The following is a 26,874-nucleotide window of genomic DNA, read 5'->3' on the forward strand; positions in this document are numbered from 1 at the left end:
CTCTTAACTTTAACCTTCACCGTTCGCAGAACCATTATCGGCATCTTTCGACGCCAGACGGCCGCGAAAATCAATCAGGCTGTCGACAATGGCAAACACCACCAGCAACGGATAAATCAGCTGCATGAACAGCACCAGCGTGACGTACAAACCCACCAGCCAAAACCGGGTCAGGCGCTTCGTAGCCACCAGACCGTGAATCAGGGCCAGTCCCGCGAACATGAGCGGTACGCTGCACAACGGTGTCAGCATCGCCAGTTGAGGACCGAAATTCGGCCCCACCAACATGCACACCAGCAGCACCAGCATCGGTGCCCGCGGGAGTCTCAAACTGCGAAATTCGCGTCCGAAACCGCCCGGGTTATACAACAACGCCTGCCAGTACCGCCCAAGGATCAGGCATACCACGCTGACGATCTGCAACACCGCCGCAATCAGGCCGTTCAGGACCGGTGTGATCAGTGCCCCCAGACGCGCTCGCTCTTCTACCGACATCTGTTGGTAGACATCACCGAAGACGTGGGGCAAGAGTTTCTGCAACTCCCCCGCCATGGCTTCGATGGGCTCGCGGAAAACCGCCCCCAGGATCACGCCATACAACAATCCCAGTCCGATGCTGACCAGCAGCACACGGACCCACGACTCGCTGGCGCGCAACACGGCCGCCAACCCCCATGAACCCAGCAACACCATCAGGGTGCGGGGATCACCGAAATACCACCAGACCAAAGCCGGCAGCAGAGCCCAGGCGAGAACGCTCGAAGCGCCACTCAACCCACGCCGCAGAAGCACAAGGCAACCCGCGGCGGCACTCAACCAGAACAACAGCGGCAACGCCGCACATCCAACCACTACCAGAGTGGCCTGCACGCGGCCGCGCATGATGAAGTCAGCCATGGCGCGCATGCGATTTATCCCTTACTGCGTTTTTGTCGACTGAACCTGGTCTCAGCGGCCGTGGCTGTCGGTGTAGGCCAGCAGGGCCAGGAAGCGGGCGCGCTTGATAGCGGTAGCCAGCTGACGCTGATAACGAGCTTTGGTACCGGTAATGCGGCTAGGAACGATCTTGCCGGTTTCGGATACGTAGGCTTTCAGGGTGTTGAGATCTTTGTAATCGATCTCCTTCACATTTTCAGCTGTGAAGCGGCAGAATTTACGACGACGGAAGAAACGTGCCATGTAATAGGCTCCTCAAAAGGTCCGTGGATTACTCGTCAGCGTTATCGCTGTTGTCGCTGTCATCACTGTCAACGCCTTCGGCGTCGGAGTGCTCAGGACGGTCGCGACGCTCACGGCGCTCACTGCGGTTCTCTTCAGCCTTGAGCATTTCGGACTGGCCAGTAACGGCTTCGTCGCGACGGATGACAAGGTTACGGATCACGGCATCGTTGTAACGGAAGTTGTCTTCCAGCTCGGCCAGGGCCTTGCCAGTGCACTCAACGTTCAGCATCACGTAGTGAGCCTTGTGAACATTGTTGATTGCGTAGGCCAGTTGACGACGGCCCCAATCTTCCAGACGGTGGATCTTGCCGCCGTCTTCTTCGATCAGCTTGGTGTAACGCTCAACCATGCCGCCGACTTGCTCGCTCTGGTCCGGGTGAACCAGAAAGATGATTTCGTAATGACGCATGAATGCTCCTTACGGGTTGTAGCCTGCCGCCAAAGCGGTCAGACAAGGAGTGAATAACACTGGTTTATCTTGCACAGGGACAGGCACGTAAGCGCCTGCCATGACAGCAAGGGGCGCAATTGTAGAGAAGGGCTCGGAACGGCGCAAGGCAATTGGTGAATGTTTGAGCAGTAACAGCTGCAAGCTGCAAGCTGCAAGCTGACCGTGGGCAAGCTTAAGCTTGATGCTTGCAGCTTGAAGGTTGTTATTTCCGCGAAACAGCAGCCTTCGCGCTGCGCTGGCGCATTGCTTCGAATAGGCACACGCCCGTTGCAACGGAGACGTTCAAGCTGCTGACGCTGCCTGCCATCGGCAGGCGAACCAGATAGTCGCAATGTTCGCGGGTCAGTCGACGCATGCCCTTGCCTTCTGCGCCCATGATCAGGATGGTCGGGCCAGTCAGGTCCTGCTGATACAGCTCTTGCTCGGCCTCACCCGCCGTACCGACAACCCACAACCCGCGCTGCTGGAGTTTTTCCAGCGTACGGGCAAGGTTGGTGACCGCAACCAGCGGAATCACTTCCGCAGCGCCACAGGCCACTTTTCGTACAGTCGGTGTCAACGTCGCCGATTTGTCTTTCGGCACGATTACCGCAAGCGCACCCGCCGCATCAGCAGTACGCAGGCAAGCGCCGAGGTTGTGCGGGTCGGTCACGCCGTCGAGAACCAGGATCAGCGGCGCGCCTTCGGTGCGATCCAGCAGTTCGTCGAGCATCGCTTCGCCCCAGACCTGGCTCGGACTGACATCCGCGACAACGCCCTGATGGACACCTTCAACCCATGCGTCCATTTCGCGACGTTCGGCCTGCCCCACCGCCACACGATTTTGCGCGGCGAGGTCGATCAACACCTGAACGCGGGGATCGCTGCGACCCTCCGCCAGCCAGATCTGCTTGACCCGCTTGGGATGGTGACGCAACAACGCTTCTACCGCGTGAACGCCGTAGATTTTTTCCAGCTGACTCATGACTTCGCCTTAGGTTTACGCACACTGCCGCCCTTTGCATCGGGCGCCGAGCCCGACTTTGGCGGGCCCTTGCGGTGTTTACTCGGTTTTGCGGACTTGCCGGACGGCGCGGAATCACTCCGCGACGACTTTCCCGACGACGCCTTGCTACCACCCTTCGCTTCTGCCAGAAGCGCTTTCTTCATCTCGCGGCTTTTGCGGACTTCGGCATTTTTTGCGGCCGCATCGCTCGGGCGATACGCCTCCACAACCGGTTCTTTGGTGGCGCTGCGACGGCTTGGGCGAGACGCCGTGGCCTTGTCCTGCTCTTTATCTTTTGGCTTTTCCGCAGCTGCAGGCTCGGCAGCCTTGCGTTTGCGACCCACCGGCGCGCTGGTGGTTTTTTCCGACATTTCGAAATCGATCTTGCGCTCGTCGAGATCGACGCGCATGACCCGCACTTCAACGGTGTCGCCCAGGCGGAAACTACGGCCCGTGCGCTCACCCGCCAAACGGTGGTGAACCGGATCGAAGTGGTAGTAGTCGCCTGGCAACGCGGTCACGTGCACCAAGCCTTCCACGTAAATGTCGGTCAGCTCGACGAACAGTCCGAAACCGGTCACCGCTGTGATAACGCCCGGGAACGATTCACCCACGCGGTCTTTCATGAACTCGCACTTGAGCCAGTTCACCACGTCACGGGTGGCTTCGTCGGCCCGGCGCTCGCTCATCGAGCATTGCTCGCCCAACTGCTCCAGTCCCGCTTCGTCGTACGGGTAGATGCGCGCTTTCGGGATCGACGCCGCGCCTGCACGACGCACGTGCGGCGTGTCTTGCTTGGAACGGATGACACTGCGAATGGCGCGGTGCGTCAGCAGGTCCGGGTAACGACGAATCGGCGAGGTGAAGTGCGTGTAGGCCTCGTAATTCAGGCCGAAGTGGCCGTTGTTATCCGAGCTGTACACTGCCTGGCTCAGCGAGCGCAGCATGACGGTCTGGATCAGGTGGTAATCCGGACGGTCCTTGATGGTTTCCAGCAGCGCCTGATAATCCTTCGGCGTCGGGCCGTCCTTGCCTTTGTGCAAGGACAGACCCAGCTCACCCAGGAATGCGCGCAGTTTTTCCAGGCGCTCAGGCGGCGGACCGTCGTGGACGCGGTACAGCGCAGGGATTTCATGCTTCTTGAGGAACTCGGCAGTGGCCACGTTGGCGGCCAGCATGCATTCCTCGATCAGCTTATGCGCATCGTTGCGGGTCGTCGGGCGAATCTCGGCGATCTTGCGCTCGGACCCGAAGATGATCCGGGTTTCCTGCGTTTCGAAGTCGATGGCGCCACGCGTGTGGCGTGCTGCCAGCAGCACCTTGTACAGCGCGTAAAGCTGCTTGAGGTCCGGGATGACCTCTTTGTAATCGCCGCGCAACTGCCGGGCTTCGCTGGTTTTCGGGTGTTCCAGAATCGAACTGACCTTGTTGTAAGTCAGCCGCGCGTGGGAGTGGATCACGGCTTCGTAGAACACGTAGTCCGTCATTTCGCCGGATTTGGAGATGGTCATCTCGCAGACCATCGCCAGACGGTCGACCAGCGGATTCAGCGAGCAAAGGCCGTTGGACAACTGCTCGGGCAGCATCGGTACGACACGCTCGGGGAAGTACACCGAGTTGCCGCGAACCTGGGATTCGGCGTCGAGCGCGGAGCCGATCTTCACGTAACTGGAGACGTCCGCAATCGCGACGTACAGTTTCCAGCCACCCGAGAATAGACGTAGCTTGCCCGGCTTGGCTTCGCAGTAAACCGCATCGTCGAAGTCGCGAGCGTCTTCGCCGTCGATGGTCACGAACGGGAGGTGGCGCAGGTCAACGCGGTGCTCTTTGTCTTTTTCCTCGACTTCCGGTTTGAGCTTGGCGGCTTCTTTGAGCACGGCTTCAGGCCAGACATGCGGAATGTCGTACGTGCGCAGCGCAACGTCGATTTCCATGCCCGGCGCCATGTAGTTGCCCACGACTTCGACCACGTCTCCCTGCGGCTGGAAGCGCGGAGTCGGCCAGTGAGTAATCTTCACTTCGACGAACTGACCCACGCGGGCGTCGGCATTGCGACCTGGCGTGATCAGCACTTCCTGCTGAATCTTTGGATTGTCGGGAACGACGAAACCAATGCCGCTCTCTTCGAAGTAACGACCCACCACGGTTTCGTGAGCGCGGGAAACGACTTCAACGATGACGCCTTCGCGACGACCGCGACGGTCCAGGCCGGAAACGCGGGCCAAGGCACGGTCGCCATCGAACACCAGACGCATCTGGGCTGGGCTCATGAACAGGTCGTCGGAGCCGTCGTCAGGCACGAGGAAGCCAAAACCGTCGCGATGACCGCTGATGCGACCGAGGATCAGGTCCAGCTTGTCGACCGGCGCGTAGGTGCCGCGGCGGGTGTAGATCAACTGCGCGTCGCGTTCCATCGCACGAAGGCGACGGCGCAGGGCCTCGATCTGATCTTCAGTCGTCAGACCAAACTCTGCGACCAGCTCTTCACGGGCAGCGGGCGAACCGCGCTCGGAGAGATGCGCCAGAATCAGCTCACGGCTAGGAATGGGGTTTTCGTATTTTTCCGCTTCACGAGCGGCCTCGGGATCGAGGGACTGCCAATCGGCCATTAGAATGAGTTCACCTTATCTGTATGCAATTAGTTTGGCATATACCCGATTGAAACGCGAAGGCAGCGTTTGTTGAGGCTTTTCGCTATTTCGAAAAAAATTTCACGCCGGGGGTTTACAGCTTCTATCCTCATCCGTAAGATGCGCCCCACAACGACGGCACTGCCACGTTGTAGTTGAAATCAAGCGGCTTTTTGAAAAATAAGTCGAATGAAATCAACGAATTGCCCAGATGGTGAAATTGGTAGACACGCCAGCTTCAGGTGCTGGTGACCTTACGGTCGTGGAAGTTCGAGTCTTCTTCTGGGCACCAATTCAACGAAACCGAGCCAAGTGCTCGGTTTTGTGCTTTCTGGGGTTTGAAAATTCTTTTCCGAGCAGCTCTGAGGGTAGATCAGTTCCCCTCCCCTGTCCTTCCTGCCTTTGACAAACCTGCGAGCTTATCGCGCTCGCAATCAAAACCTCCTCTCCCGCTAAAATATCTCAAAATTATGTTGCACTAATACGAAAAATCTAATTAAATCAGCGCCATGCCCAGGTGGTGAAATTGGTAGACACGCCAGCTTCAGGTGCTGGTGACCTTACGGTCGTGGAAGTTCGAGTCTTCTCCTGGGCACCAAACAAAACAAAACCGAGCCAAGTGCTCGGTTTTGTGCTTTTCGGGGTTTGATAATTCCCCTCCTCCGCAAAAGCCTGGCATGCCGGCGAAGGCAATCTCCCGATTGCCACCTACGCCAAGCCAGCCCGCTACATAAATACGCTACGACCTATAACCCGCCTACGCCCGGAACTGCCCAAGACTCGCTTTCAACTGTGCGGCCAGTTTATCCAGCGTCTTGCCACTGGCCGTTGTCTCGACAACAGCCTGGGCAGCTTTCTCGGCCTGGGCATGAATCACTTCCACGCGGCCACGCACCGCCTGCGCCCCTTGCGCCTGATGCTCTGCTGCGCGGGTCGCCAAACCTATCGCCGCATGAACCTGCTCAACGGAGTCCTGAACGGTTTTCTGCAGGCGGGCACTGTCGCGCAGCACTTCCAGCCCTTCCTTCGCTTTGCGGCCTGCCAGACCGATGGTCGCGACCGCTTCTTTAGCACCCGATTGCAGCTTGGTGATGTGTTCCTGAATATCGCCAGTGGAGCTTTGAGTTTTGCTGGCCAGCGCGCGAACCTCATCGGCCACGACTGCGAAGCCGCGCCCCGTCTCACCCGCACGCGCCGCTTCAATGGCGGCATTAAGCGCCAGCAAGTTGGTTTGCTCGGCGATGCCGTGAATCACTTCCAGCACCACCTCGATCTGCTCGCTCTGCTGCGCCAAACGCTCAATGACCTGCGCGCCGGTCTCGACCTGCCCTGCCAGTGCTTCGATCAGATTGCCGACCTGGGTCGACGTCCGCGTGTTCTCATCCGTGGCCTGGCGAATGTCGACCACCTGCCGCAGTGCAGCCTGCATCGCCTGACTCTCGGCTTGCGCCTCGTCTGCCATCTGGGCCAAAGCGTGGAGGCTCGCGGCCACTTCGTCTCGCTGCAACTCGGCAGCCGCGTTGGCACCGGCGTTGCGCTTGCTCATGGCACCGATCTCAACGCCCGTTTGCTGAGCGACATCACCCGCCTCTCGAACGATGGGCTGCAGCTTGTCCACAAAACGATTGACCGCCGCCGCCATGTCGCCAATTTCGTCATTGCTGTTGAGCTTGACCCGCTTGGTCAGGTCGCCCTCGCCCGCCGCCAGATCATCCAGCGCACGATTGAGCAATTGCAGACGCAGCACGACACGACGCCCCAGCACCACCGCCAGCACGATCAACACAATCAGACCCACCAGCGCCAGGCCGACACCGATCCTCCAGCGCAATGTTTCAGCCGCCGCCTGAACGGTGGAACTGGTATTGGTGGCCATCGCCGACGCAGCGCCCTGCGCGGTCTGTAGACGCGAACGCAGCGCCGCAGAGCTTTCCGCCGCCGCGCTGCCGAGACTTTCAGAGACCAACTGCTCGCCATTGCCGATCAGCGCCGTGAAACGTTTGTCGAGCGCCACCAGATTCGTCTCGACCGCTGCGGTTGAAACGCCCATCCGCACCTTGCCGATTTCAACGCCATTCGGGCTGATGGAGGCCTCGACGTAATACACCGATGGGTCTTTCTGCGCAGCATTCAAGACCTTGTCCATCGCCCGCTCACCCTCGCCCTTGGCCAACAGCGCCTTGATCGATTCGTTCTCGCGGTTGAGGTAGCGCGTCAGGTGCTCGCCCTGGGCGTCGTCGTAAACAACGAACAGCACGTTAGGATTGCGCTGGGCGCGTCGTGCGAATTCAGACAGAGTCGGGGTGTCGCCATCCCACATCGCACGGGGTGCGACAGCTGCGAGCAGCTCTGCCATGTCGGTGGCGGAATCCTTCAAGTCCGTCTCCAGGGTCGCACGCAGTTGCCTCTGCTCATCCTTCAGTCGGGTCGACAATCCTGCACTCAAACGCTGCCGGGTATTTTGCGAAAGGCTGTCGAGACTGGACGTTACATCACGGCTCGCCTGCTCCAGTTCGCCGGACAAGTGTTGCGAATCTACACCCAGCCGCGTGGCCAGATCGGCTTCGAGCGCAGTGACCGTGCTCCGGGTCAGGGCGACCGCCACCAGCACTTGCACCAATAGGGCAATGCCGAGAGCAATGAATACGGGCCGCAGCAAGCGACTGCGGAGAAGCGAAAGGACGGCTGACACTGGAAATTCCCCCACCACAAACGCCATTAAAATGATGGCATTTCTAATGACAGTATTTACAGCAAGGGCCGTGCCGTTCTCATGACGGGAATCAGGCAGGCAAAAGAAAGGGCCGCCTGAGCGACCCTTTTCTTTCGTATCAACGGGTTATCAACCGAACGGGTGACGCAGAACGATGGTTTCGTTGCGGTCCGGACCTGTCGAAATAATGTCGATCGGCGCGCCGACCAGCTCTTCGAGGCGCTTGATGTACGCACGAGCGTTGGCAGGCAGCTCTTCCAGCGTCTTCGCGCCCAGGGTCGATTCCGACCAGCCAGGCACCTGCTCGTACACCGGCTCCAAGCCGATGTAACTGTCGGCGTCGGTCGGCGCTTCAATCACGGCACCGTTTTCGTTCTTGTAACCTACGCAGATGTTGATGGTTTCAAGACCGTCCAGCACGTCCAGCTTGGTCAGGCAGATGCCCGAGATGCTGTTGACGTCGATGGCGCGACGCAGGATGACGGCATCGAACCAGCCGCAACGACGGGCACGGCCGGTAGTCGCGCCGAACTCATGACCACGCTTGGCCAGGAAGGCACCGACGTCGTCGAAGAGTTCGGTCGGGAACGGACCGGAGCCGACGCGCGTGGTGTACGCCTTGGTGATGCCCAGGATGTAGTCGATGAACATCGGACCGACACCCGAACCGGTGGCGATACCGCCAGCAGTGGTGTTGGAGCTGGTCACGTACGGGTAGGTACCGTGGTCGATGTCCAGCAACGAACCTTGAGCGCCTTCGAACATGATGTCTTTGCCAGCGCGACGCATTTCATGCAGCGCGGCGGTGACGTCCAGCATCATTGGTTTGAGCTGTTCGGCGTATTCCATGCACTCGTCGAGTGTCTTCTGGAAGTCGATGGCTGGCTCTTTGTAGTAATTGACCAGCACGAAGTTGTGGTAATCCAGCAACTCGCCCAGCTTGGCAGCGAAGCGCTCGCGGTGGAACAGGTCACCGATGCGCAGGCCACGACGTGCCACCTTGTCTTCGTAAGCCGGGCCGATGCCACGACCGGTGGTGCCGATCTTGTGCTCGCCACGGGCTTTCTCGCGGGCCTGATCCAGCGCAACGTGGTAGGACAGGATCAGCGGGCAGGACGGGCTGATGCGCAGGCGCTCGCGCACCGGAATGCCCTTCTCTTCCAGCTTGGTAATTTCACGCATGAGCGCGTCAGGTGCCACGACCACACCGTTACCGATCAGGCACTGCACGCCTTCGCGCAGTACACCGGACGGAATCAGGTGCAGAACGGTTTTCTCGCCATCGATCACCAGAGTGTGACCGGCGTTGTGGCCGCCTTGATAGCGAACTACCGCGGTAGCATGTTCGGTCAGCAGATCAACGATCTTGCCTTTGCCCTCATCACCCCATTGGGTGCCCAGGACTACGACATTCTTACCCATAACACTTGTCCTCATTCACGCAAACTGGGTGCCGGCTGCCGCCGACTGGAAAACTCAAGAGGCCAGCGGCAGTACCTGCCAATGCTCGCCGTGCTGAATCAATTGCCGATCGCAATCGGCTTCTTTCGCTGCCGCGACCGATTGGCCAGGCAATGCCTGAACCACGCGCTGACCTTCGCTGCGCAGTTGGCAGACGGTCTGCCAGAGTGCGGCGTCGGTGCTGTCAGGCATCCAGATACCGCCAGACGGTAGCTCGATCGGCGCCTGCCCCAGCGTGACCAGGGTTTTCAAATCGGTGGAGAAACCCGTTGCCGGACGCGCACGCCCGAAATCGGCACCGATGTCATCGTAACGACCGCCTTGGGCGATCGACTGGCCGACACCCGGCACGAACACCGCAAACACCACACCCGTATGGTAGTGATAGCCGCGAAGCTCGCCGAGGTCGAAGTACAACGGCAAATCAGGGAAACGAGCCGACAGACGTTCGGCGATTTCCACGAGGTCGTCCAACGCTTCGATGACCGGCGCAGGTGCCTTGGCCAGACGCTCGCGGGCAGCAGCCAGCACATCGCGGCCACCGCACAGATCCACCAGGGCCCGCAACATGGCGGCCAGATCAGTTGGCAGGTTCTCGGTCAGCGTGATGACTTCGTCGATGGCTTTGCGCTGCAAAGCATCAAAAAGCTGTTGCTCGACTTCACCCGACAACCCTGCCGCACGAGCCAGACCGCGATAAATGCCAACATGACCCAAGTCCATGTGGACGTCAGGCACATCCGCGAGTTTAAGCATAGCCAGCATCAGGCTGATCACCTCGACGTCGCTGCTCGGACTGGCATCGCCATACAACTCGGCGCCCAGTTGAATCGGGCTGCGCGAGGACGACAGGGCGCGGGGCTGGGCATGCAGCACGCTACCGGCGTAGCACAGACGGCTCGGGCCTTCGCGGCGCAAGGTATGTGCGTCGATACGGGCGACCTGAGGCGTGATGTCCGCCCGGAAGCCCATTTGCCGACCCGACTGCGGATCGACCACTTTGAAGGTGCGCAGGTCCAGATCCTGGCCAGCACCTGTGAGCAGTGATTCAAGGTATTCGATGTGCGGGGTAACGACGAACTCATAGCCCCAGCTCTGAAACAGATCCAACACCTGACGACGCGCCACTTCTATGCGCGCAGCTTCCGGCGGCAGTACTTCTTCGATGCCATCCGGCAGCAGCCAGCGGTCAACCGTTGCCATTACGCCTTTCCCCTATGATCCGGGCGGCCAACCCTTGGGCAAGCCTTGAGTGAAGCAGACAGCGCCTGCGAACCCTGTACGGAGATTCGTTATCCCTATACAAAGCGAGCCGCAACTTGAGCGGCACTGTCCTCGAAAAAACTGCCGCGCACGAAATACGCCACGGCCAATCAATCGTGTAGACGCAAAAAAGCCGGGAATTTCCCGGCTGCCGCATCATACACACGTTTTGCCGCGTGATCACCCCGCCGAGCCGTTTTGCCGCCCGGCGGAGTCATCGATCACGGTGTGCGATTACGGTTTGGCTTTCTCCAGATAGCGAAAGAATTCGCTCCCCGGATCAAGCACCATCACGTCACTTTTGTTGGCGAAGCTTTCACGGTAGGCGCGCAGGCTGCGGTAGAACGCATAGAACTCCTGATCCTGACCGTAGGCCTTGGAGTAGATCGCAGCGGCTTGTGCATCGCCATCACCGCGTGCCTCTTCAGACTCACGATAGGCTTCGGCCAGCAATACGCGGCGTTGACGATCGGCGTCGGCACGAATGCCTTCAGCCAACTCGTTACCCTTGGCGCGGTGCTCGCGAGCTTCACGCTCACGTTCGGTGCTCATCCGCTCGAATACGCTGCGGTTCACTTCCTTCGGCAAGTCGATGGCCTTGACCCGGACGTCGATGACTTCGATGCCCAGTTCTTTTTCGGCCATCCTGTTCAGCGAAGCGGTGATGTCAGCCATCAGCGCGTCACGTTCGCCCGACACAGCTTCGTGCAGGGTGCGCTTGCCGAACTGGTCACGCAGGCCCGACTCCAGACGACGGGACAGACGCTCGTCGGCGATCTGCTTCAGGCCCGACGTCGCGGTGTAGAAACGCTCAGCGTCCTTCACGCGCCATTTGGCATAGGCATCGACCATCACGGCTTTCTTTTCCAGCGTCAGGAAGCGCTGGGTCGGCGCATCCAGCGTCAGCAGACGACCGTCGAACTTGCGCACCTGGTTCACATAAGGAACCTTCACGTGCAGGCCCGGCGGAACATCGGCCTGAACCACACGACCGAATTGCAGCAGCACCGCGCGCTCGGTCTGAGCGACAATGTAGAAGCTGTTCCAGGCGACAACCGCCAGCACGACACAGACAATCAGGGCGACCAGAGATTTATTGCTCATCAGCGAGTCTCCCTAGTGCGCGTGTCGCGTTGCTGTTGCAGGTCCGCAGCCCGAGAGCCCGGATCCACAGCGGTGGCCGAAGCCCCGCTCGACGACGGTGTCGAACCGTTACGACTGCTTTCGATCATTTTGTCCAATGGCAGGTAAAGCAGGTTGTTCTGACCCTTGTCGCCGGTCACGAGCACCTTGCTGGTGTTGCTGAAGACTTCTTGCATGGTGTCCAGGTACAGGCGTTCGCGAGTGACTTCCGGCGCCTTGCGGTACTCGGCGACCAATTTGGTGAAGCGGTCAGCCTCACCCTTGGCACGCGAGACGACTTCGTCGCGGTAACCATTGGCGTCTTCGACGATGCGCTGGGCCTGACCACGGGCTTCGGGAATCACACCGTTGGCGTAGGTTTCGGCCTGGTTACGCGAACGCTGCTCGTCTTCACGGGCACGAATCACGTCATCAAAGGCTTCCTGAACTTCACGGGGCGCGGCTGCGCTCTGCACGTTCACCTGGGTCACGGTAATACCGGTGCGATAGGTGTCGAGGAAACGCTGAAGGCGGTCCTTGATCTCGCTGGCCATCAGCTCACGGCCTTCGGTCAGCACCTGGTCCATGGCAGTCGAACCGACCACATGGCGCAGAGCACTTTCGGTAGCGTGTTGCAGGCTGACTTCAGGCTGATCGACGTTCAGCACGAAATCCTGCAGGTTGGTGATCTTGTACTGCACGGTCAGCGGCACTTCGACGATGTTCTCGTCTTCGGTGAGCATCTGGCCCTGCTTGCTGTACGCACGCTCGCGGGTCACGTTTTCGAGATACTTGCGATCAAACGGCGGGAAATAGATGTTCAAACCCGAACCGACGGTTTCGTAGTATTTGCCGAAACGCAGAACGACCGCCTGCTCTTGCTCGTCCACCACATAAATCGCGTTGTACAGCCAAATCGCGAGCAGCACGACGAGGCCGATGCCGAGCAGGCCAAAACCACCGCCTTTGCCCGAACCACCGCCACTGCCGCCGCCGTCACCACTGCGTTTCTTACCACCACCGAACAACCCATTCAGGCTTTCCTGCAGCTTTCGGAAGGCCTCGTCGAGATCTGGTGGCCCCTTGCGGTCGCCGCCCTTGCGCTTACCACCCCAAGGATCCTGATTATTCGAGTTGCCACCCGGCTCATTCCAAGCCATAGCGCTCTCCATCTGATAAAGCAAAGACGCGCCCGCGGCGCGCCGACCAATGCTACAGAATGCCCATCAAAGCAGCACAACCGCTTCTTCAGGCTTTTATTGCAAAGTGTGTTGCTCGATGAATTCCAGCGGCTGCAGTCCTTCGCGACTCACCAGGCGATTGAATTCAATTCGGGGTAAACGTACCGCTAACAGGCTTTGACCTTCTTCGTCGTGCTCTTCACTCTGCACCGCGCCGAGTTGGAAGAACTGGGCACGAAGCCGGGCAAAGCGTTGCGACAAACACAGCGTGCCAACGAACAAGTCGCTTCCCAAGAGCTCGGCAACAGCCTGTTTGATCAAGTCCAGACCGCGACCGTCACGAGCAGAGACCCAGACACGCTGAGGCTTGCCGTCGGGATCGCGCTGGATCTGAGGCTCGACACCCTCAAGCAAATCGAGTTTGTTATAGACCTCCAGTATCGGCAAGTCTTGGGCACCGATCTCGCCCAGCACCGCCATGACCTGTTCGATCTGCTCCAGGCGATCCGGCTCATGCGCATCGATCACATGCAGCAGAAGGTCCGAGTTGCTCGACTCTTCGAGCGTTGCCCTGAAAGCCTCAACCAGCTTGTGCGGCAGGTGACGAATGAACCCCACCGTATCAGCGAGCACGATCGGCCCCAAATCGTCGATTTCCAGACGGCGCAGGGTTGGGTCAAGTGTGGCGAACAACTGATCAGCAGCGTAGACGTCGGAATGGGTCACCGCATTGAACAACGTCGATTTACCGGCGTTGGTGTAGCCCACGATGGAAACGGTCGGAATGTCGGCACGGGAACGGCCGCGACGGGCCTGATCACGCTGACTGCGTACCTTTTCCAGACGGCTCTTGATTTGACGCAGGCGCACCCGCAGCAGACGACGGTCCGTCTCCAGCTGGGTTTCACCCGGGCCGCGCAGACCGATACCACCGCCCTGACGCTCAAGGTGAGTCCACCCACGGACCAGGCGCGTACTCATGTGTTCGAGCTGCGCCAACTCGACCTGCAACTTACCTTCATGGGTTCGTGCGCGCTGGGCGAAGATGTCGAGAATCAAACCCGTACGGTCAAGCACGCGACACTCGAAAACGCGTTCGAGGTTACGTTCCTGACTGGGTGTAAGGACATGATTAAAAATGACGATATCTGTTTTTTCGGCGTGGACCAGGTCGCGTAACTCCTCGACCTTGCCGCTGCCTACCAGATATTTGGCCGTGGGCCGATGCCGTGGCACGTTGATGAACGCAACGATATCGGCACCCGCCGAAAGGGCCAACTCCCGGAACTCCTGCGGATCTTCGCGCGCCTCAGGGTCCTGGCCATCCAAATGAACGAGGATTGCCCGCTCACCACCACCGTGGCGCTCAAAGAACAAGGCAGACTCCTATCAGGCGTTACCTGGCTCAGCATCACCCTGTTCGGATTCGGTAGCGCTAGGCAGACGAATTGGACGAACTGGAACGACGGTAGAGATGGCGTGCTTGTAAACCATTTGGCTGACAGTGTTCTTCAGCAAAATAACGAACTGGTCGAAGGACTCGATGGTGCCTTGCAGCTTGATACCGTTGACCAGATAGATCGAAACCCCAACCTTTTCTTTACGCAAAGTGTTCAGGTAAGGGTCTTGTAGCGAATGCCCTTTTGACATGTGCCGCACTCCTTTAAGGATCAATAGAATAAATTCGAAAACATTGGCTTGGGCCGTTACCCCCCAAGGATAGACGGCTATTGCAAGGACTCAGCTCAATATGGAGACCGATCCCAGGTATTTCAAGGTGCGTGGCAGATTGTCGCAAGCCAGGCTGTCCAACCAGTGTAAATTTTCCCAGCTTCGTAACCAGGTGAACTGTCTCTTGGCCAATTGGCGCGTGGCGATGATGCCGCGTTCCTGCATCTCGTCCCGCGTCAGATTGCCGTCGAGATGGTCCCAGACCTGGCGATACCCTACAGCTCTTATAGACGGTAAATTCGAGTGCAGATCACCCCTCGAACGTAACGCTACGACTTCTTCAACGAATCCTTCATCAAGCATTTGCCTGAAACGCAATGCGATCCGGTCATGCAATACCTTGCGATCCTGCGGAGCGATCGCGAGATTTGCGACAGTATAGGGCAATTGATGTCGCCCCGAACCGCCAGCTTGAGCAGTTTGCGCACTTTGTTGCTCACGGTGTGCGGTCATGCTCATACCACTGACCCGATAAACCTCAAGCGCTCTGACCAGCCGCTGTGGGTCATTGGGATGAATCCTCGCCGCCGACACCGGATCGACACTTGCCAACTCATCGTGTAGCGCCTGCCAGCCGCGGCTGGCCGCTTCGGCTTCGAGTTGCGCCCGGACCTTTGCGTCAGCCGCTGGCATATCGGCAAGGCCCTCTAATAGAGCCTTGAAATACAACATGGTGCCACCGACCAGCAGGGGAATTTTTCCTTTGCGAGTGATTTCAGCCATGGCCTCCAACGCGTCAGTGCGAAAATCCGCCGCGGAATAGCTCTCCGACGGGTCGAGAATATCGATCAGCCGGTGGGGATACTTGTCCAAAAGCGCTTTTGTCGGTTTGGCGGTGCCGATGTCCATGCCACGATAGACCAGCGCCGAATCGACACTGATCAGCTCGCAGGGCAGCACCTTGGTCAGCTCGATGGCCAGGTCGGTCTTGCCGGCGGCGGTCGGCCCCATCAGAAAGATGGCCGGAGGAAGTGCACTCATCAGCGACCGCGCAAGAACAGTTTGTCGAGGTCATCCAGACCCAGCTGGGTCCAGGTCGGTCGGCCATGGTTGCACTGGCCGCTGCGCTCGGTGTTTTCCATGTCGCGCAACAGGCCGTTCATTTCCGGAATCGCCAGACGCCGGTTCGCCCTCACCGCGCCGTGACAGGCCATGGTGCCAAGCAGCTCGTTCATGTGCGCTTGCACCCTGTCGCTGGTGCCGTACTCCATCAGATCGGACAACACGTCATGCACAAGACGGTTGGCTTCGGCCTGTTTGAGCAATGCGGGAATCTGTCGGATCGCCAGGCTTTCGGGCCCCAGGCGCTGCAACTCGAACCCCAGTTGCTGGAAGGTCGCCATGTGCTCTTCGGCGCAGTCAGCTTCACGCTGGCTGACGGCAATCGACTCTGGCACCAGCAGCGGCTGCCCACTCAAGCCCTCGCTGGCCATGGCGATTTTCAGGCGCTCGTACATGATCCGCTCGTGGGCGGCGTGCATGTCCACCAGCACCAGCCCGTGAGCGTTCTCAGCGAGGATATAAATGCCTTTGAGTTGCGCCAGCGCGTAGCCCAACGGCGGGATATCCCCTTGAGATTCCGGCAACGGAACGCCGACTGCATTGCCCGGCGTCACCTGCGCCCCCGGAAGCGGAGCAAAGAACGCGCTGTAAGCCGCTCGCGCTTCTTCGGCAGGCAACACAGAAGAAGGGCGCGGCGTGTACTGATACTGATAACCCGCGCCAGCGCCGGAACCCGCTGCTGAGCCATCGCCAGCGGTGTTTGGGGTGCTCCACGCCGAGCCTTGCGGGGTTTCCGACACATTGTTGGCCAGACGCATCTCGCCTTGCGGGCCGAACTCGCCCGCTTCCGGCCCGGTCGGACGCACCAGCGCCGTGACCGAGGTCGTGCCAGCAAGCTGGTCTTCCGGGCGGACATCGCCCAAAGCCCGATGCAACGTGCCGTACAGGAAGTCATGCACCATGCGCCCGTCGCGGAAACGGACTTCGTGCTTGGTCGGGTGCACGTTGACGTCGACCACCGCAGGGTCGACCTCAAAGAACAGCACGAACGTCGGATGACGACCATTGAACAACACGTCGCGATAGGCTTGGCGCACCGCGTGGGCCACCAGCTTGTCGCGGACCGCCCGGCCGTTGACGAAGAAATACTGCAAGTCCGCCTGGCTGCGAGAGAATGTCGGCAACCCCACCCAGCCCCAGAGTTTCAGGCCGTTGCGCTCGACCTCGATCGGCAGCGCCTGCTCCAGAAAGCCCGGACCGCAGACCGCCGAGACGCGTCGCGCCCGAGCCACGTCATCGCGGGCTTCATGAAGGCTGAGAATGGTCTTGCCGTTATGACGCAGATGGAAGGCGACGTCGAAACGCGCCAGCGCCATGCGTTTGATCACTTCTTGAAGGTGATCGAATTCAGTTTTTTCGGCCTTGAGGAATTTGCGGCGCGCCGGAGTATTGAAGAACAGATCACGCACTTCGACCGATGTGCCCACCGGGTGCGCGGCAGGCTGAACGCGAGAGGCCATATCACGCCCCTCGGTTTCCACTTGCCAGGCCTGATCGGCATCGCGGGTGCGGGACGTCAGCGTCAGCCGGGCCACGGAACTGATCGACGCCAGCGCCTCGCCACGAAACCCGAGGCTCATCACACGTTCGAGGTCTTCCAGTTCGCGAATCTTGCTGGTGGCATGTCGCGCCAACGCCAGCGGCAGGTCGTCGGACGAGATGCCACCACCGTCGTCGCGCACGCGCAGCAGCTTGATGCCCGCTTGTTCGACATCGACATCGATTCGACGGGCTCCGGAATCGAGGCTGTTTTCCAGCAATTCCTTGATGACCGACGCCGGACGCTCGACCACCTCACCTGCCGCGATCTGGTTTGCCAGTCGCGGACTGAGCAATTGAATGCGCGCAGCTTCGGCGGCCGGGCCGTCAACGCTTACGCTGACGTCCAGGCCTTCTTCATCGAGCAGCAGACCCGTCACGGCTCACCCGCCAGTTCCGCGCTCGGAATCTTCAATTGCTGACCGACTTTCAATTCATCGGAGCTGAGATTATTCGCCGAACGCAACGTTGCCATACTCATGTCGTAACGGGCCGAGAGCATGCTCAGCGACTCACCCGGACGCACCATATGCTCACGCGGCCCCATGGCCAGCTTGCCGTTGTCCCTCAGCCAGGCGATGTACGTGCCTTGTGGCGGATTCTGCTGGAAGAACTGCTTCACGCCTGCCGTGATCGAACGCGCCAAAGCCTGCTGGTGGCTGGCACCTTGCAATTTGCTGGCTTCGGCCGAGTTGGAGATAAAGCCGGTTTCCACGAGGATCGATGGGATGTCGGGCGATTTGAGCACCATAAAGCCTGCCTGCTCGACTCGCGCCTTGTGCAGCGAGGTCACGCGGCCAATGTTGGTGAGGACTTTCTGGCCGACGTTGAGGCTCGACGTCAGCGACGCGGTCATCGACAGGTCGAGCAATACGCCCGCGAGCATGCGGTCTTTGTCGTCCAGGCTCACAGCACCCGCCCCGCCGATCAAGTCGGAGCGGTTTTCACTGTCGGCCAACCAACGGGCGGTTTCGGAGGTGGCACCCCGTTCGGACAACGCAAACACCGATGCACCGAACGCCGCCGAAGACGGCGCGGCGTCAGCGTGAATCGACACGAAAAGGTCGGCCCCTTTGGCGCGGGCGATTTCCGTGCGTTTACGCAACGGGATGAAGTAATCGCCAGTACGGGTCAGCTCGGCGCGATAGCCCTTCTCGGCGTTGATCTGGCGCTGCAATTCCTTGGCGATCGACAGCACGACGTTCTTTTCTTTCTCGCCTCGGCTGCCTGATGCACCCGGGTCTTCACCGCCGTGTCCGGCATCGATGACCACCACAATGTCGCGCTTGCCGTTCGGCACAGGCGTGAGCTTGATTTCAGGCTTCGACGGGCTGACCGGCACCGCTGGCGTTGCCGGGGCTACGGTGGCCGGGGTGTCGGCGACGGTCGGCGGCGGGTTGGCGTCGGCAGGGTTGTCGTAGAGATCGACTACCAGACGATTGCCGTACTGCTGATTCGGCGCCAGCGTGAAGCTTTTCGGGGTCACGGCCTTTTTCAGGTCGATGACCACGCGCAGGTCGTCCGGCGTGCGTTGCGCTGAACGCATGCTGGTGATCGGCGTGTTGGCGGTGGGGATGTTCAGCGCACCGCCCAGCGTCGCGCCGTTGATGTCGATGACCAGACGGTCCGGAGACTGAAGGGTAAAGACGCTGTGCTGAACCGGGCCAGACAGGTCGAAAACCAGTCGAGTGTTATCCGGAGCACGCCATAAGCGGACACTTCGTACCTGTGAAGCGGCCAACGCGTCGACGGCCAGCGTCGTCAGCAGCAGTCCAATCACAGTAACCAGCGCGCGCATGCGCATACCTAACCCCATATCTATTTGAATTCCAAAGCCAAAGCGGCACACCATTTCTCACCGCGCGAGCTTTCAGGGCTCAGAGTCAGCGCTCGACCTTCCGCGTGCGGCCTAATGGTAATGATCAGGTCAGGCTTTGGCAAAAAGCCCGCACCAAGATTGGGCCACTCGATCAGGCAAAGGGCCTCCCCTTCGAAGTAATCCCGTATGCCGAGGAATTCTAGCTCTTCTGGATCAACAAGTCGGTAAAGATCAAAGTGATACGCGCGATTTCTCCCAATCTCGTAAGGTTCCACGAGGGTGAACGTCGGGCTTTTCACCGCGCCGACATGGCCCAGCCCACGGATGATTCCCCGCGACAGGGTGGTCTTGCCAGCCCCGAGATCGCCTTCAAGAAAAATAATTCCATTGCTTTCAGTGACTTGGGCAATCCGCGCACCAAAGTCGGTCATCGCCTCTTCACCCATCAGGTGCAGGGTTAACTCAGACACGGTTGTTGCTCCTCCAGAAGCCTACGAATAACAGGAATCAGATCAGCGGCAGCCATCCCGCGCCCACTGGCGCCACATTGTTCTCCCGCCAGCGCGTGCAGCCAGACACCGAGGCAGGCGGCCTCGAAAGCGGGCATTTTTTGCGCCATCAACGCACCAATGACGCCCGCCAGCACATCGCCCAAACCGCCCGTCGCCATCGCCGGATGACCGTGATTGGCCAGCGCCAGATCCCCAGCAGGGTTAGCGATCAGGCTGCCGCTGCCCTTGAGAACACAGACAGCGTTGAATTTCCGGGCCAGCGCTCGCGCCGCAGCGGGCCGATCGGCTTGAATTTCCTGGGTGCCAACGCCCAGCAAACGCGCCGCTTCCCCAGGGTGCGGCGTGATCACGCAATCCTTGGGCAACCGTACCAGACCGGCAGCCAGCTGATTCAGCGCATCAGCGTCCCAGACCTGAGGCCTGTCGGCATTGGCGGCGGCAGACAACAGGCTGCGGCCCCAACTGTGCTGCCCCAATCCTGGCCCGACGACCAACACGCTGGCGGGCTCGATCAGCGCCATCAGTTGATTCGCCGAGCTGATGCCAGCACTCATGACTTCGGGAAACCGCGTCAACGCAGCGGTAACGTGTTCGGGACGGGTCGCCAGCGTGACCATCCCCGCGCCGCTGCGCAACGTGCTTTCCGTGGACAGCAGGGCCGCGCCGCCGAAGCCAAGGTCGCCGCCAATGACCAACACGCGACCAAACTGGCCTTTATGGGCCGTGCGAGGACGAGCCTTGAGGACGGGCAGATTAAATGTATCGAGACGTTTAACGCTGACGGGCGCTTGCCCGACGATGGCCGGATCAGCCTGTAAATCGTCGAACACCAGCTCACCGACCAAGTCAGGCGCATCACCGGTGAACAGGCCGACCTTGAGACCAATGAAGGTCACCGTCAGATCGGCACGCACCGCCACGCCCAGGGTGTGGCCCGTGTCCGCGCACAGCCCCGACGGGATGTCGACTGCCATGACCGGCAAACGACTGTCGTTTATGGCGTGGATGGCGGACGTGTAGGGGTCGCGCACATCGCCCTTGAGACCCGTCCCGAGCAGCGCATCGACGACGATCCCGCTCAGCACTTGTTGCTGCCACGGCTGGATGTCGACCTGATCGCCCGCCGCTTCTTTATAAGCGGTCTCGGCATCGCCCTTCAGCGCCGAGCAATCGCCCACAGCCAGCACCGTCACCTGCCAGCCTGCTCGCTTGGCCAAGGCCGCAATCAAATAGCCATCGCCCGCGTTATTGCCATGGCCTGCCAGCACTGTCAGTCGCTGACCGTCAGGCCAGTGGCGACGGATCGCGCGCCAGGCGGCGTGGGCTGCGCGCTGCATGAGTTCGAAGCCGGGCGTGCCTGCTGCAATCAGGCGTGCGTCGAGGTCGCGGACCTGCGCGGCGCTGTACAGTGCGTCGGGAAATGGGGGTTTGCTGTGCAACATGCGTCTTTGGGCTCCGATGTCTGGCAGAATTATACGCACCTGCGCCCCGGTGTCCTCCTTGCATGTCCGCGATTACTGTAGATCCAGCCACACAATCCGCGCCCTTGTCGGCTGCGGCGCTGTCCGAGCTTGCCCAATCGATCAAGGACTGGGGGCGCGAACTCGGCTTCCAACAAGTGGGCATCTCGGGGCTGGATCTGGCGGAACATGAGCAGCATCTGGAGCGCTGGCTCGAAGCCGGGTATCACGGCGAGATGGACTATATGGCAGCGCACGGCAGCAAACGTTCGCACCCGGAGGAATTGGTGCCGGGCACGCTGCGAGTGGTGTCGCTGCGTATGGACTATCTGCCGGGCGAAACGCAGATGGCGCAATTGCTGGCTCAGCCGGAAAAAGCCTATGTCTCGCGTTATGCCTTGGGCCGCGATTATCACAAGCTGATTCGCAAGCGCGTGCAGCAACTGGCCGAGCGTATCCAGCAAGCCATTGGCCCCTTCGGCTTCAGGGCGTTCGTCGACAGCGCGCCGGTGCTGGAAAAGGCCATCGCCGAACAGGCCGGTCTGGGCTGGATTGGCAAGAACACGCTGGTGCTGAATCGCAAGGCCGGGAGCTATTTCTTCCTGAGCGAGTTGTTCGTCGATTTGCCACTGCCGACCGACGCCCCTCATGCCACCGAACATTGCGGCCGTTGCACAGCCTGTCTGGACGTGTGCCCGACCAACGCGTTCGTCGGGCCGTACGTGCTGGACGCCCGGCGCTGCATTTCTTACCTGACCATCGAATTGAAAACGTCGATTCCCGAAGAGTTGCGCTCGATGATCGGCAATCGAGTGTTCGGCTGCGACGATTGTCAGATCGTCTGCCCCTGGAATCGCTTCGCCCGGCCCACCGATCAAAACGACTTCAAACCCCGCCACGGCCTCGATAACGCCGAACTGACGACGCTGTTTTTGTGGGATGAGACGACGTTTCTCAGCAATACCGAAGGCTCGCCATTGCGGCGTGCGGGGTATGAACGGTGGCTGAGGAATCTAGCGGTGGGGCTGGGCAATGCGCCTTCTACCATTCCGGTGATCGAAGCGTTGAAATCGCGTCTGAACGATCCGTCAGAGATGGTGCGCGAGCATGTGGAATGGGCATTGCGGCAGCATGGCGTTAACCAGCCAACTCAAAACCTGTAGGAGTGAGCTTGCTCGCGATAGGGTTCTTTCAGACGCTGCATCTTTGAATGTGCTGGAGAATCGCGAGCAAGCTCACTCCTACAAAAGTCTCCACCCAGTCTCAAATTCAATGCCCATCCTTGTACACGAACTTGGGCATTTCCCAGTGGTACTTGATCGCCAGCAGACGCAGCAACAGCCCGCCCGACAAGGTAATCAGCGTGCCCTGCTCGATCGGCAACCCCGCCCACTGGCACAGCAAAAAGCACCAGGCGGCAGCGAACGAGACACTGGCGTACAGCTCGCGCCGGAAGATCAGCGGGATGTCGTTGCAGAAGATGTCTCGCAGGATGCCGCCAAAAGTCCCGGTGATCACCCCGCTGACCGCCGCCACCAGCATGCCCAGCCCCATGTCCAACGCCGTCGTGCAGCCGATGATCGTAAACGCCACCAGACCCAAGGCGTCGAGCACCAGGAACAGCGAGCGGAGGTGGCGCATCAGCGGTGCAATAAAGATCGTCACCAAAGCGGCCAAAGTGGTGAGAATCAAGTATTCCGGATGTTTCACCCACGTCAGCGGATAGTGGCCCAACAGCACGTCGCGCGCCGAACCGCCTCCCAGCGCCGTGATGCAGGCAATCAGCACCACGCCAAACCAGTCCATGCCGCGACGTCCGGCAGACAGCGCGCCAGTCATGGCCTCGGCAGTGATGGCGATCAGGTAAAGCATCAACAGCATGGTGGCGATCCGTGCGAAAGAGGGACGCAGTTTGAAACGCTTAGAAGCGCTTGCCCGCGGTTACGGTGTTCCTGTCACGGGCAAGCAAACGCCTACTCGACGCATCAGACTTTGATGAAATGCTCGCGATAAAAACGCAACTCGGCGATGGATTCACGAATGTCGTCCAGCGCCAGGTGGGTGCTGCCCTTCTTAAATTTCAGCTCCGGCGACCAGCGTGCCGCCAGCTCCTTGAGCGTCGAAACATCGAGGTTGCGGTAATGGAAGTAGTTTTCCAGCGTCGGCATGCGCTTATAAAGGAAGCGGCGATCCTGGCAGATGCTGTTGCCGCAGATCGGCGAGCTGCGTTCCGGCACCCACTGTTTGATGAAATCCAGAGTCATGGCTTCCGCCTCGGCAGTGGAAATGGTGCTTTCGCGCACGCGCTGGGTCAGGCCTGAACCGCCGTGCTGACGGGTGTTCCACTCGTCCATGCCATTCAACAGATCGTCGCTTTGATGCACGGCGATGACCGGCCCTTCGGCCAGGGTGTTCAGCTCGCTGTCGGTGATGATGGTCGCCATCTCGATGATGACGTCGTTGTCAGGGTCCAGACCGGTCATTTCCAGGTCGATCCAGATCAGATTCTGCTTGTTCTGCATATGTCGGCTCCTCAGCGTAGGCGCGCAGTTTAGCGTAGCCGAGCGTGCTAGACTCCCCCGCGCTTTACCCAATTAGCAGCTTTTGCATTCCGGATCTCAGAACACCCATGGCCAAACGCCAACTCAACCGCCGCCAAAACTGGCGCATCGAAAAGATTCAAGGCGAGCGCGCTGCCCGTGCCGCCAAACGTGAATCCCAAGCACTGGAAACGCTGGAAGGCGGCGACCTGGGTCCCGAGCAGACGGGGCTGGTCATCGCTCACTTCGGCGTTCAGGTGGAAGTCGAGGCACAGGAAGGCGAACTGAGCGGTCAGGTGTTCCGCTGCCATTTGCGGGCCAACCTGCCAGCGCTGGTAACCGGCGATAGAGTCGTCTGGCGGGCAGGCAATCAGGGCATTGGTGTGATCGTCGCTCAGTTGCCGCGCAATACCGAACTGTGCCGCCCGGACACCCGGGGCCAGCTCAAGCCGGTGGCCGCCAACGTCGACATGATTGTCATCGTGTTCGCCCCCGCGCCTGAACCTCATGCCAACTTGATCGACCGGTATCTGGTGGCTGCGGAACACGCCGGGATTCGCCCGCTGTTGCTGCTGAACAAATTCGACCTGATCAACGACGAGAATGCCCCGGCGCTGAATGCGCTGCTGGCGGTCTATCGGACATTGGGCTACCCGGTGCTGGAAGTGTCGGCTCATCACGGCAACGGCATGCAACAGTTGCAAGACTTGCTCGACAGCCACATCAGTGTGTTCGTTGGTCAGTCGGGCGTGGGCAAATCGTCCTTGGTCAACAGCTTGTTGCCGGAAGTCGGCACACGGGTCGGGCCTTTGTCGGAGTATTCCGGCCAAGGGACTCACACCACGACCACCGCCCGCCTGTTCCACTTCCCCCGTGGCGGCGATCTGATCGACTCCCCCGGCATTCGTGAATTCGGCCTGGGTCATGTGAGCCGCGCCGACGTCGAAGCGGGCTTCATCGAATTCAACGACCTGCTGGGCCGCTGCCGCTTCCGCGATTGCAAACATGATCGCGAACCGGGGTGTGCGCTGCTCAAGGGTTTGGAAGATGGCCGCGTGCAGCAACAGCGGATGAACAGCTATCGCTCAATCATCGCGAGTTTGCCGGATAGCAGTTACTAAAACCTGCCGCACACAAAAACGCCGCGATCATCGCGGCGTTTTTTTGCTCGAACCGGGTATCAGTTCTTGGTCTCGTCGATCTTCAGTTGCCCCTGATCGAAGAGGTTCAGCTTCTGCCGAATCTCATGGGGCTGGGCGTAGGCCTGGGGATCGACGGCAGGCGCGGCGGTCGATGCCCCCGGTTTGGCGCCCGGCGCCGTCGGCGAGGTTGGAGCGGGAGCAGCATCCGATTTAGGCGCGTCCCCCGTCCCTTGTGCACCCTCAATACGCTGCTGGGCCTTTTTGGTCAGGACCACGATATCGATACGACGGTTGATCGGGTTGGTGGGGCTGTCCTTGTCATAAAGCGCCGACGACGCATAACCCACCACACGAGCGACTTGCGGGTCTGGATAGCCACCCGCCGTCAATGCACGGCGAGCAGCGTTGGCGCGGTTGGCCGACAGCTCCCAGTTACCGAAACCGTTGTTGCCCACGAAAGGCGTCGCATCGGTGTGACCACTCACGCTGATCTTGTTCGGCACCGCTTTGATGGTGTCGGCCATGGCCAGCAGAATGTCTTCGAAATACGGCTTCAGACGCGCGCTGCCGATGTCGAACATAGGCCGGTTTTCAGCGTCCATGATCTGGATACGCAGGCCGTCCTGAGTGATCTCAAACAGGATCTGATCCTTGAACTTCGCCAGTTGCGGGTTCTCGTTAACCTTGGTCTGCAGCTCCTGCAATAGCATCTCCAGCCGCTCTTGCTCGACCTGCTCGGCCGCTGCGTCTTCCTTGTCGGCGTCCACAGGCACCTTGTCCGGCGCCGGGGTGGATTTCACTTCAGGGTTGAGCGTCTGGTCGGGCGACATCTCGGGCGAACCGCCCAGGTCGATCACGTAAGGCGAGCCACTGTCAGAAAACCCGACCGGGTCTTTGAAGTAACCGGCAATGGCGATCAACTGCTCGGGCGTGGCCGACGACATCAGCCACAGCACGAGGAAGAACGCCATCATCGCCGTCGCGAAGTCGGCGAAGGCAATTTTCCAGGCGCCGCCGTGGTGGCCGCCGCCGAAGCGCTTTACGCGCTTGACGATAATGGGCTGATTATTTTCCATGAATCAACGACCGCGAACAGCTTGTTCCAGCTCGCTGAAGCTGGGGCGGTGCGCTGGATAGAGAACCTTGCGACCGAATTCGACAGCCAGTGAAGGCGGCACGCCTGAGGCCGACGCCACCAGCGATGCCTTGATCGACTCGAACACGTTCATTTCTTCTTTGGCGTCGTGGGCCAGGCACTGAGCCAGTGGGCCGAAGAAGCCGTATGCCGCGAGAATACCGAAGAACGTACCGACGAGCGCCGCACCGACGTGCATACCGATCGCGGCCTTGTCACCAGAACCCAGGGACGCCATGGTCACCACGATACCGAGTACCGCCGCCACGATACCGAAGCCGGGCATACCGTCCGCCACGCCGGTGACGGCGTGAGAAGGATGCTCCAGCTCTTCCTTCATGCTCAGCAGTTCCATGTCGAACAGGCCTTCCAGCTCGTGGGGAGCCATGTTGCCGGACGACATGATGCGCAGGTAATCGCAGATGAACGCGATCATCTTGGTGTCTTTGAGCACGCTGGGGTATTTGGCGAAGATCGGACTGTTTTCAGGCTCTTCGATATCGCCCTCGATGGCCATCATGCCTTCGCGGCGACTCTTGTTGAGGATCTCGTAGATCAGCCCCAGCACCTCAAGATAGAAGGCGTGAGTGAAGCGTGAACCGAACATCTTCACGGACTTCTTGATCACGTGCATGGTCATATAACCCGGGTTCGCCTGCAAAAATGCACCGAACGCGGCACCACCGATGATCAACACCTCGAAAGGCTGGATCAACGCAGCAATTTGACCATGGGAAAGTACGTAGCCGCCGAGGACGCTCGCGAAAACGACGATGATGCCGATAATTTTTGCCATAGATAAAGAATACTTACTGAGTCGGGTTCATGGTCATTGTGCGAGAAGCGTTCAAAACTCTTGTTCTACTTATCGGCATGAGTGCGCCAGACTATAGTGAAATCAAGCGAA

At 59.8% G+C, this 26,874-nt stretch carries 23 protein-coding genes and 2 tRNA genes; 4 read left to right on the plus strand and 21 right to left on the minus strand.

The window, feature by feature from the left end:
• Positions 1–9: 9 nt before the first annotated feature.
• From GVN17_RS14725 to rnr, 5 genes are all read right to left on the minus strand, one after another.
• Positions 10–906: a hypothetical protein gene (locus GVN17_RS14725; RefSeq protein ID WP_166596006.1), complete on the minus strand. Its 897-nt coding sequence runs from the start codon at positions 904–906 to the stop codon at positions 10–12.
• 42 nt (positions 907–948) lie between these two features.
• Positions 949–1,179, minus strand: coding sequence for a 30S ribosomal protein S18 (gene rpsR / locus GVN17_RS14730; protein ID WP_037015707.1), 231 nt, complete (start codon positions 1,177–1,179; stop codon positions 949–951).
• 28 nt (positions 1,180–1,207) lie between these two features.
• Positions 1,208–1,630, minus strand: coding sequence for a 30S ribosomal protein S6 (gene rpsF, locus GVN17_RS14735; RefSeq protein WP_062379020.1), 423 nt, complete (start codon positions 1,628–1,630; stop codon positions 1,208–1,210).
• A 244-nt stretch (positions 1,631–1,874) separates the two neighbouring features.
• A complete protein-coding gene (gene rlmB / locus GVN17_RS14740; protein WP_166596007.1) occupies positions 1,875–2,636 on the minus strand; it encodes a 23S rRNA (guanosine(2251)-2'-O)-methyltransferase RlmB in 762 nt (253 codons plus the stop codon).
• Complete coding sequence (gene rnr / locus GVN17_RS14745) at positions 2,633–5,266, minus strand: ribonuclease R (RefSeq protein WP_166596008.1); 2,634 nt, start codon at positions 5,264–5,266, stop codon at positions 2,633–2,635. Before rnr ends, rlmB begins: the two co-directional genes overlap by 4 nt.
• Positions 5,267–5,492: 226 nt before the next feature.
• On the opposite strand from rnr, the gene GVN17_RS14750 reads away from it, so the two are divergent.
• Both GVN17_RS14750 and GVN17_RS14755 read left to right on the plus strand, forming a co-directional pair.
• Positions 5,493–5,579, plus strand: a tRNA-Leu gene (locus GVN17_RS14750).
• Between the two features lie 219 nt (positions 5,580–5,798).
• Positions 5,799–5,885 (plus strand) — tRNA-Leu (locus GVN17_RS14755).
• A 159-nt stretch (positions 5,886–6,044) separates the two neighbouring features.
• Here GVN17_RS14755 and GVN17_RS14760 read toward each other — a convergent pair.
• The 12 genes from GVN17_RS14760 to GVN17_RS14815 form a co-directional block, all read right to left on the minus strand.
• Entirely contained in the window at positions 6,045–7,979 is a 1,935-nt protein-coding gene (locus tag GVN17_RS14760; RefSeq protein WP_166596009.1) for a methyl-accepting chemotaxis protein, read from the minus strand.
• Between the two features lie 150 nt (positions 7,980–8,129).
• Positions 8,130–9,422, minus strand: coding sequence for an adenylosuccinate synthase (locus tag GVN17_RS14765; protein WP_166596010.1), 1,293 nt, complete (start codon positions 9,420–9,422; stop codon positions 8,130–8,132).
• Positions 9,423–9,476: 54 nt separating this feature from the next.
• Positions 9,477–10,664, minus strand: a complete 1,188-nt coding sequence (locus tag GVN17_RS14770; RefSeq protein WP_166596011.1) for an ATP phosphoribosyltransferase regulatory subunit — start codon at positions 10,662–10,664, stop codon at positions 9,477–9,479.
• Between the two features lie 294 nt (positions 10,665–10,958).
• Complete coding sequence (gene hflC, locus GVN17_RS14775; RefSeq protein WP_166596012.1) at positions 10,959–11,828, minus strand: protease modulator HflC; 870 nt, start codon at positions 11,826–11,828, stop codon at positions 10,959–10,961.
• Positions 11,828–13,006 carry an FtsH protease activity modulator HflK gene (hflK, locus tag GVN17_RS14780; RefSeq protein ID WP_166596013.1) on the minus strand — a complete coding sequence of 393 codons (1,179 nt, stop codon included), beginning with the start codon at positions 13,004–13,006 and terminating at the stop codon, positions 11,828–11,830. The genes hflC and hflK overlap by 1 nt, the downstream gene beginning before the upstream one ends.
• 96 nt (positions 13,007–13,102) lie before the next feature.
• The gene (gene hflX, locus GVN17_RS14785) at positions 13,103–14,404 is read right to left on the minus strand and encodes a ribosome rescue GTPase HflX (protein ID WP_166596014.1); all 1,302 of its coding nucleotides are present in this window, start codon (positions 14,402–14,404) and stop codon (positions 13,103–13,105) included.
• Between the two features lie 12 nt (positions 14,405–14,416).
• Entirely contained in the window at positions 14,417–14,677 is a 261-nt protein-coding gene (gene hfq, locus GVN17_RS14790; protein WP_010221594.1) for an RNA chaperone Hfq, read from the minus strand.
• A 90-nt stretch (positions 14,678–14,767) separates the two neighbouring features.
• Entirely contained in the window at positions 14,768–15,739 is a 972-nt protein-coding gene (miaA, locus tag GVN17_RS14795; protein WP_166596015.1) for a tRNA (adenosine(37)-N6)-dimethylallyltransferase MiaA, read from the minus strand.
• Entirely contained in the window at positions 15,739–17,709 is a 1,971-nt protein-coding gene (gene mutL / locus GVN17_RS14800; RefSeq protein ID WP_166596140.1) for a DNA mismatch repair endonuclease MutL, read from the minus strand. Before mutL ends, miaA begins: the two co-directional genes overlap by 1 nt.
• 26 nt (positions 17,710–17,735) lie before the next feature.
• Positions 17,736–19,175 (minus strand): N-acetylmuramoyl-L-alanine amidase, encoded by a 1,440-nt coding sequence (locus tag GVN17_RS14805; RefSeq protein ID WP_218576229.1) that lies wholly within the window; start codon positions 19,173–19,175, stop codon positions 17,736–17,738.
• A gap of 2 nt (positions 19,176–19,177) precedes the next feature.
• Positions 19,178–19,648: a tRNA (adenosine(37)-N6)-threonylcarbamoyltransferase complex ATPase subunit type 1 TsaE gene (tsaE, locus tag GVN17_RS14810; RefSeq protein ID WP_166596017.1), complete on the minus strand. Its 471-nt coding sequence runs from the start codon at positions 19,646–19,648 to the stop codon at positions 19,178–19,180.
• Positions 19,636–21,132 carry an NAD(P)H-hydrate dehydratase gene (locus GVN17_RS14815; RefSeq protein WP_166596018.1) on the minus strand — a complete coding sequence of 499 codons (1,497 nt, stop codon included), beginning with the start codon at positions 21,130–21,132 and terminating at the stop codon, positions 19,636–19,638. The genes tsaE and GVN17_RS14815 overlap by 13 nt, the downstream gene beginning before the upstream one ends.
• Positions 21,133–21,194: 62 nt before the next feature.
• Between GVN17_RS14815 and queG the strand changes: the two genes are divergently transcribed.
• Positions 21,195–22,313, plus strand: a complete 1,119-nt coding sequence (gene queG, locus GVN17_RS14820; RefSeq protein WP_256665231.1) for a tRNA epoxyqueuosine(34) reductase QueG — start codon at positions 21,195–21,197, stop codon at positions 22,311–22,313.
• A 106-nt stretch (positions 22,314–22,419) separates the two neighbouring features.
• Here queG and GVN17_RS14825 read toward each other — a convergent pair whose 3' ends face one another.
• Both GVN17_RS14825 and orn read right to left on the minus strand, forming a co-directional pair.
• Positions 22,420–23,031: a trimeric intracellular cation channel family protein gene (locus GVN17_RS14825; protein ID WP_166596019.1), complete on the minus strand. Its 612-nt coding sequence runs from the start codon at positions 23,029–23,031 to the stop codon at positions 22,420–22,422.
• A gap of 104 nt (positions 23,032–23,135) precedes the next feature.
• Positions 23,136–23,672 carry an oligoribonuclease gene (gene orn, locus GVN17_RS14830; RefSeq protein ID WP_166596020.1) on the minus strand — a complete coding sequence of 179 codons (537 nt, stop codon included), beginning with the start codon at positions 23,670–23,672 and terminating at the stop codon, positions 23,136–23,138.
• A 107-nt stretch (positions 23,673–23,779) separates the two neighbouring features.
• Here orn and rsgA point away from each other — a divergent pair, with 107 nt between their 5' ends.
• Positions 23,780–24,811: a small ribosomal subunit biogenesis GTPase RsgA gene (gene rsgA / locus GVN17_RS14835; RefSeq protein WP_166596021.1), complete on the plus strand. Its 1,032-nt coding sequence runs from the start codon at positions 23,780–23,782 to the stop codon at positions 24,809–24,811.
• A 59-nt stretch (positions 24,812–24,870) separates the two neighbouring features.
• Here the strand turns inward: rsgA and motB are convergent, their stop codons facing one another.
• Positions 24,871–25,908 (minus strand): flagellar motor protein MotB, encoded by a 1,038-nt coding sequence (motB, locus tag GVN17_RS14840; RefSeq protein WP_166596022.1) that lies wholly within the window; start codon positions 25,906–25,908, stop codon positions 24,871–24,873.
• Positions 25,909–25,911: 3 nt separating this feature from the next.
• Positions 25,912–26,763 (minus strand): flagellar motor stator protein MotA, encoded by an 852-nt coding sequence (gene motA, locus GVN17_RS14845; RefSeq protein ID WP_166596023.1) that lies wholly within the window; start codon positions 26,761–26,763, stop codon positions 25,912–25,914.
• Positions 26,764–26,874 lie beyond the last annotated feature (111 nt).

It is taken from the genome of Pseudomonas sp. SLFW (assembly GCF_009905615.1).
Lineage (GTDB): Bacteria > Pseudomonadota > Gammaproteobacteria > Pseudomonadales > Pseudomonadaceae > Aquipseudomonas > Aquipseudomonas bambusae.